The 12,294-nt window shown below is 68.1% G+C and carries 12 protein-coding genes and 1 pseudogene; 8 read left to right on the top strand and 5 right to left on the bottom strand.

Annotated elements, in window-relative coordinates; all coding sequences use genetic code 11:
- Window positions 1-3 precede the first annotated feature (3 nt).
- Window positions 4-1,179 carry an MFS transporter gene (locus AC07X5_RS21945; protein ID WP_494771820.1) on the bottom strand — a complete coding sequence of 392 codons (1,176 nt, stop codon included), beginning with the start codon at window positions 1,177-1,179 and terminating at the stop codon, window positions 4-6.
- 95 nt (window positions 1,180-1,274) lie between these two features.
- Window positions 1,275-1,613 (bottom strand): I78 family peptidase inhibitor, encoded by a 339-nt coding sequence (locus AC07X5_RS21940; protein WP_494771819.1) that lies wholly within the window; start codon window positions 1,611-1,613, stop codon window positions 1,275-1,277.
- A gap of 257 nt (window positions 1,614-1,870) precedes the next feature.
- Here AC07X5_RS21940 and AC07X5_RS21935 point away from each other — a divergent pair, with 257 nt between their 5' ends.
- The 4 genes from AC07X5_RS21935 to AC07X5_RS21920 all read left to right on the top strand — a co-directional run bounded on the left by AC07X5_RS21935 (window position 1,871) and on the right by AC07X5_RS21920 (window position 4,481).
- Window positions 1,871-2,071, top strand: a complete 201-nt coding sequence (locus tag AC07X5_RS21935; protein WP_409956822.1) for a hypothetical protein — start codon at window positions 1,871-1,873, stop codon at window positions 2,069-2,071.
- Window positions 2,072-2,094: 23 nt separating this feature from the next.
- A complete protein-coding gene (locus tag AC07X5_RS21930; RefSeq protein WP_494771818.1) occupies window positions 2,095-2,454 on the top strand; it encodes a hypothetical protein in 360 nt (119 codons plus the stop codon).
- A gap of 188 nt (window positions 2,455-2,642) precedes the next feature.
- Window positions 2,643-2,915: a hypothetical protein gene (locus AC07X5_RS21925; RefSeq protein WP_409956818.1), complete on the top strand. Its 273-nt coding sequence runs from the start codon at window positions 2,643-2,645 to the stop codon at window positions 2,913-2,915.
- Between the two features lie 426 nt (window positions 2,916-3,341).
- Window positions 3,342-4,481 carry an ABC transporter substrate-binding protein gene (locus AC07X5_RS21920; protein WP_494771817.1) on the top strand — a complete coding sequence of 380 codons (1,140 nt, stop codon included), beginning with the start codon at window positions 3,342-3,344 and terminating at the stop codon, window positions 4,479-4,481.
- Window positions 4,482-4,501: 20 nt separating this feature from the next.
- On the opposite strand, the gene AC07X5_RS21915 is transcribed toward AC07X5_RS21920, so the two are convergent.
- Together AC07X5_RS21915 and AC07X5_RS21910 are read right to left on the bottom strand one after the other, a co-directional pair.
- Entirely contained in the window at window positions 4,502-5,437 is a 936-nt protein-coding gene (locus AC07X5_RS21915) for a tripartite tricarboxylate transporter substrate binding protein (protein ID WP_494771919.1), read from the bottom strand.
- A 76-nt stretch (window positions 5,438-5,513) separates the two neighbouring features.
- Window positions 5,514-6,452 carry a LysR family transcriptional regulator gene (locus tag AC07X5_RS21910; protein ID WP_494771918.1) on the bottom strand — a complete coding sequence of 313 codons (939 nt, stop codon included), beginning with the start codon at window positions 6,450-6,452 and terminating at the stop codon, window positions 5,514-5,516.
- A gap of 179 nt (window positions 6,453-6,631) precedes the next feature.
- Here AC07X5_RS21910 and AC07X5_RS21905 point away from each other — a divergent pair.
- A pseudogene (locus AC07X5_RS21905) lies at window positions 6,632-7,912 on the top strand (alpha/beta hydrolase).
- A gap of 103 nt (window positions 7,913-8,015) precedes the next feature.
- On the opposite strand, the gene AC07X5_RS21900 reads toward AC07X5_RS21905, so the two are convergent.
- Window positions 8,016-8,579 carry a hypothetical protein gene (locus tag AC07X5_RS21900; protein ID WP_494771816.1) on the bottom strand — a complete coding sequence of 188 codons (564 nt, stop codon included), beginning with the start codon at window positions 8,577-8,579 and terminating at the stop codon, window positions 8,016-8,018.
- A gap of 1,214 nt (window positions 8,580-9,793) precedes the next feature.
- Between AC07X5_RS21900 and AC07X5_RS21895 the strand changes: the two genes are divergently transcribed.
- The 3 genes from AC07X5_RS21895 (at window position 9,794) to AC07X5_RS21885 (ending at window position 12,171) form a co-directional block, all read left to right on the top strand.
- Window positions 9,794-10,108, top strand: coding sequence for a hypothetical protein (locus AC07X5_RS21895; protein WP_409956810.1), 315 nt, complete (start codon window positions 9,794-9,796; stop codon window positions 10,106-10,108).
- Between the two features lie 221 nt (window positions 10,109-10,329).
- Complete coding sequence (locus AC07X5_RS21890) at window positions 10,330-11,709, top strand: RAD55 family ATPase (RefSeq protein ID WP_494771815.1); 1,380 nt, start codon at window positions 10,330-10,332, stop codon at window positions 11,707-11,709.
- A 15-nt stretch (window positions 11,710-11,724) separates the two neighbouring features.
- Complete coding sequence (locus tag AC07X5_RS21885) at window positions 11,725-12,171, top strand: response regulator (RefSeq protein WP_409956806.1); 447 nt, start codon at window positions 11,725-11,727, stop codon at window positions 12,169-12,171.
- Window positions 12,172-12,294 lie beyond the last annotated feature (123 nt).

Genomic DNA, 12,294 nt, shown 5'->3' with positions numbered 1-12,294 from the left:
GGGTCAGCCCATGCTGCGTTGCAGCCGCCAGAGCCCGAACAGCGAGGCCAGGGACAGCAGCGAAATCCCGAACGCCAGCCACAAGGCCGCGCGTGGCCCGGCCGAGCCCATGAGGGCCGCGAACGCGGGCGGCGCCGCAGCGAACGAGAGGTTCAGCGGCATGGCCAGCCGTGCCGACGCGCGTGCATAGGCCCCGGCTGGAAAGATCTGCAGCGGCAGCGTGGCCCGGTTGACGGCGATCACGCCGCCCGCCACGCCGTAGAGCACCGCGAACAGCAGGGCGCCGGTGAAACTGCTGGTCTGCAGCAGCACGATGAAGCTCAGCGGGAACAGGGCCGATGCGGCCAGCCCCGAGGTGAAGCCCGACCAGCGCCCGCCGCCCAGGAAGTCGAACAGCCGCCCGGCCCACTGCGCGATGCCGATGAAGGAGGCCGCTGCCAGCGCGCTGGCGTGGCTGAGCCCCGCGGCCTCGAACAGGATGATGATGGTGAGCGCAAAGCCCCAGGTCACGAAGCCGTTGGATGCAAACGTCATGGCCAGCAGCACGAAGCGTGGGTGGTCTATGGTGGGAGCAGGTCCCGCGTTCGATGATTCAGCGGCCTTCTGCCGGGGGCGTCGGGCCAGAATGGCCCAGTGCACGGGCATGCAGACCAACAGCATCAGCACGCCGAAGGAAAGCGTTGCCGCACGCCAGCCCCATTGGGCCTGCAGCAGGCCCGTGAGGGGCCAGAACAGGGTGGAGGTCAGGCCCCCGGCCAGTATCAGCACACCCAGGGCCTTGCGCGCCTGGTCGCCCGCGATCTCGGTCACCGCGATCTGTGCGGGCGTGGTCAGCATGCCTGCGCCGGCCAGGCCCAGCAGGGTCCACGCCAGCAGGTAGGACACGGGGCCCTGCGCCAGGCCCACGAGCACCAGGCCCACCGCGCCCAGCAACGAACCCAGCACCATCACCGGGCGCGCGCCATGGCGCTCGAAAACGGCGCCCAGCGGCCAGGACACCAGGGCCATTACCACCAGCATGGCGGTCGGCCCTGCCATCACCAGGGGCAGTGGCAGGCCCAGGTCGGCGGCCATCGCGGGCCCGGTGACGGCCGGCAGCCAGAAGGTGGAGCCCCAGCCAATCAACTGGGTGAGCGAAAGGGCCGCAATGGCGCGTACGGTGGGGGAGGGCGGCTGCATCGGAAGGCGGGCGGTGCGAGAGGTGCCCGCCCAGGGATCGTACCCGGTGTGGGCGTTTGCTGCTGCCTGTGCGTGCAGCCCTGCCACTCACCCCATCAACCGCAGCGCACTGCCGTGATCTTGCCGCCCGCGTCCGTCACGAGGTTCAGGCGCTCGGCGTTGAACTCCATGGTCACGGGCTGGTTGTCGCGCAGCACGCGGGCCATGGCTGCGCCCGAGGCCACGCGCGCCTGTTCCACCGTGCTGGCCGTGGGCTGCTTGCCCTTGGCACCCTGCGCGGGAGCGGCATTGCAGGTGCCCCCCTTGGGGCCAGGGCCCACCGAGGGCGTGTCGGCGGCGGGCGCGCGCGCGGGTGTCCCGGTGCAGCCCGCGAGCAGGGCGAGGGCCAGGCCGGCGCAGGTGGCATGAAGGGGATGGTGGATGCTGCGGTGCATGGAGGCTCCTGGGGAAAAAGGCCGGACGAGCGGGATCCGCCGGGGTACATGCCCGCCACCATACCGCCTTGCACGCCGCTTGTTTGTGACGCGGCGTAACCGATCCGGCCGCCTCCGTTGAGAAAAGGCGTCATGCAGGACATTTCCTACAAAGCACCCCTCGGCTCTCCGACCCCGCGGGCCTGCGGAAAATGCGCCAATTCATGCACAGACCTTGTACAGCCCCTGTTTTTTGCCTGCGCGCGAGGATGGATACCATGCATTTCGAAGACCTTCAGATGAAGCGCCTTGACCTGATCGGCGAGGCCAATCCCCTGCAGATGGGGCAGCCCCTGCGCGCCGCCTCGCAGTCGCAACAAAGTGAATACCTCATGGTGGGCCGCACCGATATGGCCCACGTGCAGGTGGAACCGCAGTTCGGCGACACGGTCTACGGCGAATTCCAGGCCATGGGCTGATGGCCTTGCAGGAGCACCGCCCCATGCTTGCCACCGCCATGGCTGCCGTCGCCCTCCCCGATGAGGGCCTGGAACGCGAGAGCGACGATTGCACACCCGCGCACCGGGGCAACAGCCTCATCCTGCACATCGCCCACGACGGTGCGCTCGGCTACCGCGCGCGCATGTTCGACGAACGCAAGCAGGTCGGCAACGCCACCCACCACCCGCACATCGACGATGCCATCCGCTGGTACGGCAGGTATGCACCCGTCGCGGGTGTGCAGGCGTTTCGCATCTGGTATGGCGGCTGGTGTGCCGGCACTTACAGCCTGGCGCAGATGGAGCAGACTGCCGACGACATCGCCGAGCGCCTGCTAGTGCTGGCCGTGGTAGCCCGCTGACGTGCCCCCGCCGGTGCCGTCTGCACCCCTGCAAGCAGGAAGGCTATTGCCCTTGCCCCGCGCTGCTGCTGCAGGCGCGCGGGTATTTCCGTGACAGCAGCGCCCGAAGTGTGCTGTCTTGTATCAGTTCTTGAAGCGCTCCCATGCCCTCTCCACAATGCACTGACCAACCCCCTGGGAGTGCCGCCATGCCGATTGACTACCTCAGGACGCTCAAGCACGACGAGCTGCCTTACCCAGAAACCGACGCCTCCAACATCGACAAGCTGCGTGTGCTGCGCGCTGCAGGCATGGTCGATGTGGAACTGCCCGACCTCGACGAACAGCGCCCCGTGGCGCGGGTGATTGCCGTGACGGGCCTGGGCTGTGCCACCTTGCGTGTGCATGCCGTGCCACCCAGGTCGCGCCACCACCGGCCGTTTGCGCGCGCACTTTCTGTGCTGATGGCCACGGCCGACTAAGAACGTAAACAGGTTCTAAGGGCCGGCTGGCCAAGCCCTGCGCCTTCCGGGGGCCGGGCTCCGCCCGGATTCCCGCCTGGCGGGCTATTGGCTATGTGCGGCAGGCTCTCAAGGCGTGAGGAAGTAGTACCAGGCAAACGGGAATAGAACACGCCTGGTTGCCAGCCCACGGCGACGACGGCGTTGTAGAGCGGGCAGTTGTCAGGTTGTAGTCCCTCTCCACTCAAGCGGACATGTTGCATCCAGATGTGAATATTGCAAGCAGATTGTTCGATGGGCTGTGGGCAAGGGCCGAGTTATCGGGTCAGGGCAAGGGTATCAACCTGACAGAAGGCTGTCAGCGGCGGCGGGCTGCTGGTATAAAAGCGGTCCGTTACCGGATGCAACCGCACCGGGCGAGCCCCCAGAAAAAGCCAGAGGAGACACATGAACCCGATAGCTGCTACCCGTGCCCGCCAGTCATTCGCCTGCATCGCCACCCTGCTGGCCCTGGCAGGGGGTGTGCAGGCCGCTCCCCTCGTGGTTGGCCAGGTGGCGCCCCTGTCGGGCCTCAAGGCCAGTGACGGCCGGGGCTACTCGGCGGGCATGCAGATGTACTTCAACCACGTCAACAAGGCTGGCGGCATCAATGGTAACACCCTGGTGCTGGCGCGCAAGGACGACACCGGCCGCGCCGACCAGACCCTGGCCGCCACCCAGCAACTGCTGGCCGAGCAGCGCCCGCTGCTGCTCGCGGGCTACATGGGCAGCAGCAACCTGGCCGCGCTGCAGAAGTCGGGCCTGCTGGCCAGGGAGAAGATCGCGCTGGTGGGCTACCGCAGCAGCACCTTCCAGCCCGATGCGCCACAGCTCTACAACGTGCGCGCCGGCCTGCGCGACGAGATCGGCAAGATCACAGAGCACCTGGCCACCGTGGGCATCACCAAACTGGGCCTGCTGTACGAAGAAGGACCCGATGCCCCGGCACTGCTCGCCAGCGCCGAGGAGGCGATCAAGAAGAATGGCGGCAGCCTGATCGCCAAGGGCGCCCACGAGATGGACACCCTGCGCATGGAAAATGCCAACAAGGTGCTGCAGGCAGCCAAGCCCCAGGCCATCATCATGGTCACCAGCGGGGCAGCCGCCTCGGCCTTCGTCGAGAAGTACCGGCTCGAGGGCGGCACGGCGCGGCTGTTCGCCTCATCCGACATCGACTTGGAGCAACTGGCCAAGCGCCTGGCCGAGGAGCACATGCAGGGCATCTCGATCGCCCAGGTCACGCCCAACCCCTACCGTGCATCGAGCAGGCTGAGCAAGGAATTCCGCGAGGTGCAGGCCAAGAGCGGCGACCCCGACGTGCCCGTGAGCTACGCGATGATGGAGGGCTACATCACCGCCAAGGTGATTGCCGAAGCCGCACGCCGCGCCGGCGCCCGGCCCACGCGCGAGAACCTGGCCGCGGCCCTGGACAGCATCGACAGCCTGGACCTGGGCGGCTATACCGTGGGCTACCGCCCCGGCCAGCGCGGGGGCTCGCGTTTCGTGGAGCTGTCCATCGTGAGCGCCACCGGCCGCATCCGCCAGTAGCACCGGGCAGGCGCTGGCATTCAGCGCAGCAGCGCAGCGCCCCGCCGCAACAGGGCTTCGTTGTCCCGCCGGTCGGCCGCGATCTGCTGCGCGAAGGCGGCCACGGTGCCGCCAGCAGGCAGCACATGCTTGTCGCGCAGCGAGGCCGCCAACCCTCCCGCCCCCAGGATGCGGTTGACCGCATCGTTGAGGCCCTGCACCACGGCCGCCGGCGTGCGCGCGGGCGCGAACAGGCCGAACAGCGAACTCAGGTTGGCGCGCGGGTAGCCCAGCTCCGCCAGCGTGGGCACATCGTGCAGGTCCGCCAGGCGCGCGGGTGAGCCCACGGCCAGCGCGCGCAGGCGCCCGGCGGCCACGTACTCGAGCTGCTGCGCCGCGACGTTGGTGGACAGCACCTCGAACTGGCCGCTCAGCGCGTCGTTGAGCTGTGCACCCCCGCCCTGGTAGGGCACATGGGTGATGTCGGCGCCGCTGTGCATCCGCGTCTGGGCCAGCACCATGTGCCCGGTGGTGGCCACGCCCGAGCTGGCCCAGCGCACGGCGCCGGGCCGCGCGCGGGCCATGGCGATCATGTCGGTGAACGAGCGCGTGCCCAAGGCCGGCGTGCCGATCACCAGCACCGGCGTGTGCATGATGCCCACGATGGGCGCAACCTGCGTGAGCAGGTCGCGCGACCCGGGTACCAGCAAGGGCTGCAGCGTGAGCGGGGTGACGGCCGAGTACGCGAGCGTATGCCCGTCGGGCGCGGCGCGGGCCAGCAAGTCGATGCCCACCGCGCCGCCGGCACCCGCGCGGTTGTCCACCAGCACGGGCACGCCCAGGGCTTGCGCCAGGGGCTGCGCCAGTGCGCGCGCCGTCGCGTCGCTCACACCCCCGGGCGGGTACACCACGATCAGCCGCACGGGGCGGCTGGGCCAGGGCGCAGCCTGCGCCGCCGCTGCATGCACGGCGGGCATGCCGGCCACCAGCGCGGCCGTGCCCGTGGCCCAGTGCAGCAGCTGGCGGCGGCGCGTCAGGGCGGGGGTGGGCCGCTCAGGCTGCGGTCGTGGCACCACGGGCCCTTTCGGCCGCGATCTTCGTGACCAGCTCGACAAAGGCGCCCGTGGGCCCATGGCAATCGCTCTTGCGGTAAGCCAGGGTCAGCGGCGCGCCCAGCTTCACGGCGCGCGCCAGCGGCCGGTAGACGATGGCGTTGTGGTGCGTGCCCTGCATGGACGAGGGCACCACCGAGATGCCGGCCCCTGCGGCCACCAGGTTCAGGTTGGTCATCATGCGGTCGACCTCCGAGACCACGTTGATGCCCACGCCCGCGCGCGTGCACAGCTCCAGCAGGTTGGCGTACAGCCCCGGTGCGCCGGGCTTGCGCACGAAGATGAATTTTTCGCCCTGCAGGTCCTTGAGCTGCACCGCGCCGGGCTTTTTGCCCACAGGCAACTGTGCCAGCGGATGGTCGCGCGGCATGGCCAGCACGGCGGGCTCCTGCAGCAGGGTCTTGAGCACCACGCCCTTGGGCCAGGCCACGGGCACGCGCAGAAATCCGCAGTGCAGGCGCGAAGAGGCCACGGCGTCGGTGATCTCGGCGGCGTTGTTCTCGCTCACCACCAGCTGGATGCCGGGGTAGGTGGCGCGGCACACGCGCAGCGCCTCGGGCGTGAAGTCGTGCGCCGCCGACGAGCTGGTGAAGCCGATGGACAGCATGCCCTGGCTGCCATCGGCAAAGGCCAGCATGCGCTCCTGCATGGCCGCGCAGTCGCGCAGCAGGCGCGTGGCCTCGGCGTAGAACAACTGGCCCGCATCGGTCAGGGTCACGCCCTTGGGGTGGCGCAGGAACAGGGGCACGCCGAGCTCCACCTCCAGTGCCTTGATCTGCTGGCTCAGCGGCGGCTGCTGCATCCCCAGGCGCTCGGCGGCGCGCGTGATGTGCCTGGCATCCGCTACCGCCACGAAGTAGCGCAGGTGCCTGAACTCGATATTCATAACGTATGGATCACAGATTATTCAGGTGTTTGGCATGTGCAGCCCACGCTCCTAGGATACGCCCTGTTCCCTGCGACCGGCCTCGTCGGTTTCCCTGTGGTGGGCCTTGGTGCTCATCGCGCATTCCGCAGAGGAGCACGCTTTTGCCACAACAACAACCGGAGACACCATCCATGCCTTCCACCACCGGCCCGCGCAGCCCGGTCGCTTCGTCGACCCTGTCCGTCCTGTCCACGCTCTCGGCCATTGCCCTCCTGTCCGCCTGCGGCGGTAGCGACGGCCCCTCGTACCGCCCAAGGACTGGGGCGGCAACCTGATCCTGCACGCCCATGGCGGGCCCGACCTGGCCGCGCCCAACGGCCGAGCGCGCGCAGGAAGACCTGGTGCGCTGGGCCATCATGGTCAAGGCCGGCTACGCCTGGGCCGGCTCCACCTTTCGCCAGGGCGGGGTGGAAGTGCGCGCCGCGGCCGAGGACACCGAGCGCCTGCGCCGCATCTTCAACGAGCATGTCGCAGTGCCCAAGCGCACCGTGCTGCACGGGCAGTCGTGGGGTGCGGGTGTGGCCGCCAAGGCCGCCGAGATGTTCACCGCCCAGACCGTGGGCACGCAGCCCTATGACGCCGTGCTGCTCACCAGCGGCGTGCTGGCCGGCGGCACGCGTTCGTACGACTTCCGCCTGGACCTGCGCGTGGTCTACCAGTACCTGTGCAACAACCACCCGCGGCCCACCGAGGCGAGCTACGCTCTCAACCTCGGCCTGCCCGCCACGCTGACGCTGGCGCGCGACGACTTCAACGCCCGCGCCAACGAATGCCTGGGCCTGGACAAGAGCGCTGCCCAGCGCACACCCGAGCAGCAGCGCAGGGTCGAGACCATCGAAAAGGTGGTGAAGATCCCGGCCAGCTCCATCTCGGCCCACCTGAGCTGGGGCACCTACCACTTCCAGGACGTGACGGCCAAGCGCACCGGCGGCGCCAGCCCCTTCGGCAACACCGGCGTGGTGTACAGCGGCTCGGCCGATGACGCGGCGCTCAACGCCGGCGTGCTGCGCTACCGCGCCGACCCGGTGGCCGTGCAGCGCTTTGCCGACGATACCGACCCCAAGGGCACCATCCCCGTGCCGGTGCTCACCACCAAATGGATCAGCGATCCGACGGCCTTCGTGGAACTGGACGCCTACTTCAAGACCACCATGGACCGCGGCGGCAGCGGCGACCGCCTGGTGCAGACCTTTGTGAACACCGGCACGCACAGCTACATCAGCGATCCGACCTACCCGGCCCTGGTGACCTCGCTGCTCGACTGGGTGGAAACGCGCACCAAGCCCACGCCCGCCAGCGTGGCCCAGCGCTGCACGGCGCTGGAGGCACGCTTCGGCACGGGCTGCAGCTTTGCGCCGAACTACGTGGCCCCTGCGCTGGAGACGCGGGTGCCGGCGCGCATCCGGCCGTGAAAGGGCATGGTGCGGCAGACGCACTGGCGTGGGCCGCACCGGTGGTCTTCGGCCGCTTGCGCGGCTTCGGCGAACGAGGCTGCTGCAGTGCGAATCCAGGCCCTCAGCGGTCCACGTACTGCGCGTCGAAGCGCTTGCGTGCTGCCAGGTGGGCGTCGGCGCAGGGACGCGTGGTCGGGTCGGCGCGGCACACCGGGCTGGGCTGGAAGTAGCGGGCCCAGGCGTCGGCGCGGCGCTGCTGGCGCTCGGCTTCGAGCCGCGCGGCCAGGGCCTGGGCGGTCCTGAGGTCGTCGTCGGCCTTCTTCGGTGCCGGGTCCTGTGCGGCCGGCGCGGGCTGGGCCGCCGGAGGCGGGGCCTCGGCCTGAGGCGGGGCGGGCGGCGCAGGGCGTGGTGGCGACGGCGGCTCGGGCTGGGCTGGCAGGGGTGGCGCAGCCGCCTGTGTGCCGGTGTTGCCGCTGGCGGTGCCGCCGCTGTCCTGGCCCACGGGTTTGGACGGCATGCTCACCGCCGGAGGGGGTGGTGGCGGCGGAGCCGAGGGCTGTGGCCCGACGATGGCGTCATGGGCGAACAGGGCGGCCAGGCCACCGATGAACACGCCCAGCGCGATCCTCGCAACGTCCAGCACAAAGGGGCCTCTGCCGGCCGCGGGCGACGAATGTGGTTCCATGGCACACCTCCAGCGGGCAGTGTAAGCCGTGCCTGCCGGGCTGCGCGCGGCGGCCGGTTGATGAAATCGCAGGCACCGGGTTGCAACCCGCGCCGGTGCTGGCCCGGGGCACCCCTGCACAGGGGTTGTCCACAGGGTCATCCACGGTGGCTGTGGACTTGTCCTGGTGGCAGCCACGCGCAAAGCGCCCGGTGCATGTGCAGGCCGGTCGTGAGCGCGGCCGGGTGCTTGCCTGGGCCCAAAAAGTGACTTACCGTCCCGATGCCGTGGGACGCGGCGGCGCGCTGATGAAAGAACAGGCACAGCGTCGCAGGCCGCGCCAGTGTTGGCTTTGCGGCGTATCCCCCGGCCTTTTCCACAGGGTCATCCACGGCGCCTGTGGACGGCGCGGCCGTGCAGGTGCGCCGGAGCGCAGGCCTGTTTTACCGCGCGCCCTGGGGACCGGTGCGCGGCCCGGCTGGCGATTTCGTGGGCACCGCGTGGCAGCCCGCGCCAACACTGGTTTTGGCGCACATGCGCAAGGCTTATCCACAAAGTCATCCACGCCATCTGTGGACACCAGGGCGCCTTTCGAGGCCTTGCCGGACCTTGCCGCATCGCCTCCTCGGAACCTTGGTCAATTTGCAGGCAGCCTGTTGCAGGCCGCGCCGGCATTGGCTTTGCGGGGTTTGCACAGGCCTTGTCCACAGGGTCATCCACGCTGGCTGTGGACTCTGCGCTGGTCGGGTGCAATGCCGGCGCAAGGCAATTTCGCGGCGATGCACCCGGGCAGCGGCGGTGCGGGGCTGATGAAATCGCGGGCAGCGTGCTGCAGGCCGCGCCAGTGCTTGCTCCGGCGTGCATGTCCAGTGCTTGTCCACAGGGTCATCCCCGTCGGCTGTGGACGGTGAGCGCCCACATGGGCACCCTGCCGCGGCCCCTGCGCGGGGCATTGCCCAATTGGCAGGCAGCGCGTCGCAAGCCGCACCGGCATTGGCTTTGCGCGGTTTGCACAGGCCTTGTCCACAGGGTGGTCCACGGCGGCTGTGGACTGTGGGGCGCGGATGCTCGCCGCCGTCCCGGTGCGGTCGGCAGGCAGCGCATGCGCAGGGCCGGAGGATCTTCAACGCCCATCCGCTGGAGACCTGTGATTTTTTGCCGCGTCAAGGGTGTTTTGCCTACACACCTTGGCAGGCACCGGGCGTAAGTTGCGGGTTTGGCAGTGAGGTGCCGCAATGATCTACAGCTACCGGATTGTTCATGCCCCCCCTGCAGGCCTGGGGAGGCTCCTGGGAGGCCCCAGCGGGGACGATGTACTGCAGGCGTACAGGGCGCTGCGGGGCACGCTCAAGCATGCCGTGCGCTCCCTGCCGCGCGCCAAGGCGCGCCTGCGTGCGGCCAAGCCGACCTGCGACGGCCTCTACATCCGCCTCGATACCCACCTTGACCAACTGAGTGTTCACCAACTGGTGTCGTCCTACCTCATGGACACGAACGAGGCCAGGCACGGCCTGCATCTGACGGCGACGCCGCTTCAACAAGTGAACTGACCGGCCTGTTCGCGCTGCGGGGGGGCGCCGGGCTGTGCCTTGGGCGGAGTGCTGCCGTTGGTGGTGGTCTGACGGCCGCGGATGGCGAAGGGCGCGTCAGGGCCCTTCCGGCGTCCCTACAATGGGGTGTTCCCGGCTAGCAATGCAACACCCTGGTCCGAGGCTGCCGTACGGCGCCTCTTGCATGGCCGATCTCTACCACCGCACAAAAAATGAAACGTTTGCCCACCCTGGTCGAAGGCCTGGACGATATCCTCAACGGTGGCCTGTTCGAGGGAGGTGTCTACATCTTCGAAGGGCCGCCGGGCGTGGGCAAGACCACGCTGGCCAACCAGATCGCCTACACCCTGGCGCGGCGCGAGATACGCACGCTGTACGTCACCATGCTGGCGGAATCGCATGCGCGCATGCTGCAGCACATGGAGCAGCAGATCTTCTTCGACCAGCAGGAGGTGAGCGCGACGGTGTTCTACGTCAGCGGCTACCGCGAGCTGGACCAGGGGGGGCTGAAGGCGGTGGTGGGCCTGCTGCGCGGTGAGCTGATGCGCCACCGTGCGACCTTGCTGGTGATCGATGGCTTGGTGGTCGACAACCTGGAGACGATGACCAACGACTCGGTGCGCCAGTTCGTGCACGAACTGCAGAGCTTGGTGAGTGCCATGTCCTGCACCTGCCTGGTGCTCACCAGTGGCCATGGAAACGCCCTGAGCGCAGAGCAGACCATGGTGGACGGCATCTTTTCTTTCGAAGACCACGGCTTTCACTGGCGCGCCGAGCGCCGCATGCAGGTGCGCAAGTTCCGTGGCAGCCAGGTCATCCGTGGGCAGCATACCTTCTGCATATCAACGCAGGGACTGCAGTTCTTCCCCCGCCTGGAAAGCCTGCCCCTGGTGGACGCCAACGCCAGGCTGGGCGCCTCCACCATTTCGACCGGCGTGCCCGCGCTGGACGCTGTCCTACACGGTCGCGGCCTGTTCACTGGCAGTGCGTCGGCGGTGATCGGGCAAACTGGTAGCGGCAAAACCACTTTCGCGCTCGCATTCGCAGCAGCGTCCACCCCTGTTGATCCAGGGCTGGTGTTGTCGTGTACCGAGCTGGCCGGCGATCTGAGGCGGTTTGGCTCAGAGTTGGGCTTGGGGGTGGAAGCAGCGGTGGGATCAGGTGCACTGGTCATCAAAAATATGGGCCACGAAGACGAATCGATGGATGAGATGGGGCACAAGCTGCTGCGCCTGGTGGATGAGCTCAAGATCCGCCGGCTGGTGGTGGATGGGGTGGCGGGATTGGCCGACACGCTGGCGTTTCCTGAACGTGGGTACCGTTTCCTGGGCCGCCTGCTGACCGAGCTGCGGCGGCGCGGAGTGACTTCTTTTTTCACCGTGGACCCGGATGCCCTGGCTGTCGCGGCTGGAACGCCTTTGGCCGATGGCGTGACAGGGTGGTTCGACAACGTGTTCGCTTTTGACTCTGTGGCCGCGAAGGACAGGCCGGTGAATGAGCGACTGGTCTTGATCACCAAGGTGCGCGGTGGCGGGGCCACGCAGTCGCAGGTAAACATTTTCGTTTCTCCGCTCAAGGCGGGTGGGCTTCTCAACGTCTGAAGAAAGACCGTCTCGATGAATATGCTACTGGTCGTCGAGGACGAATACGGCAACGCCGAAATACTGCAGTTGCTGCTCGAAGCCGAAGGCTACCGGGTGGCGGTGGCGTCCAATGGCAAGCACGCGCTGGATATTCTGCGCGATGGTGAAAAGCCGGCCTTGATCCTGTCCGATTTCATGATGCCCATCATGAACGGTGGAGAGTTAGGGCAGGCAGTCCGGCAGGACGAGGCACTGGCACAGATCCCCTTCGTCTTCATGAGCGCGACCAGCGAGGACGTGGTGCGCCGGATCTTCGATGGATACGACGCCTTCCTGATCAAGCCCATCGAGATCGATTCGCTGCTGTCGCTGATCAAACGCCTGGTCGCGGACGGCCGCCCGGCCCTCAACAACAATGACCAGGTCGAGGAGTCCGTGCGCCAACTGCTCAAGGGCATCCACGTGCCCAGTCGCGACTGATACGATTTGCTTCCAACCGCAAACGATAGTTGGTTCGCCTTGCCGTGCTACAGCACTGTCTGCGACTGCTGCCTAGGTCTGGCCGCGCGGCGCGGCCGTCTGGCATAAAGGACGGGTACAGGC

The organism is Acidovorax sp. GW458-11-26-14-TSB4 (genome assembly GCF_059423865.1).
Note: the sequence above shows the minus strand (reverse complement) of the source record. Positions and strands in the feature narration are given on the sequence as shown.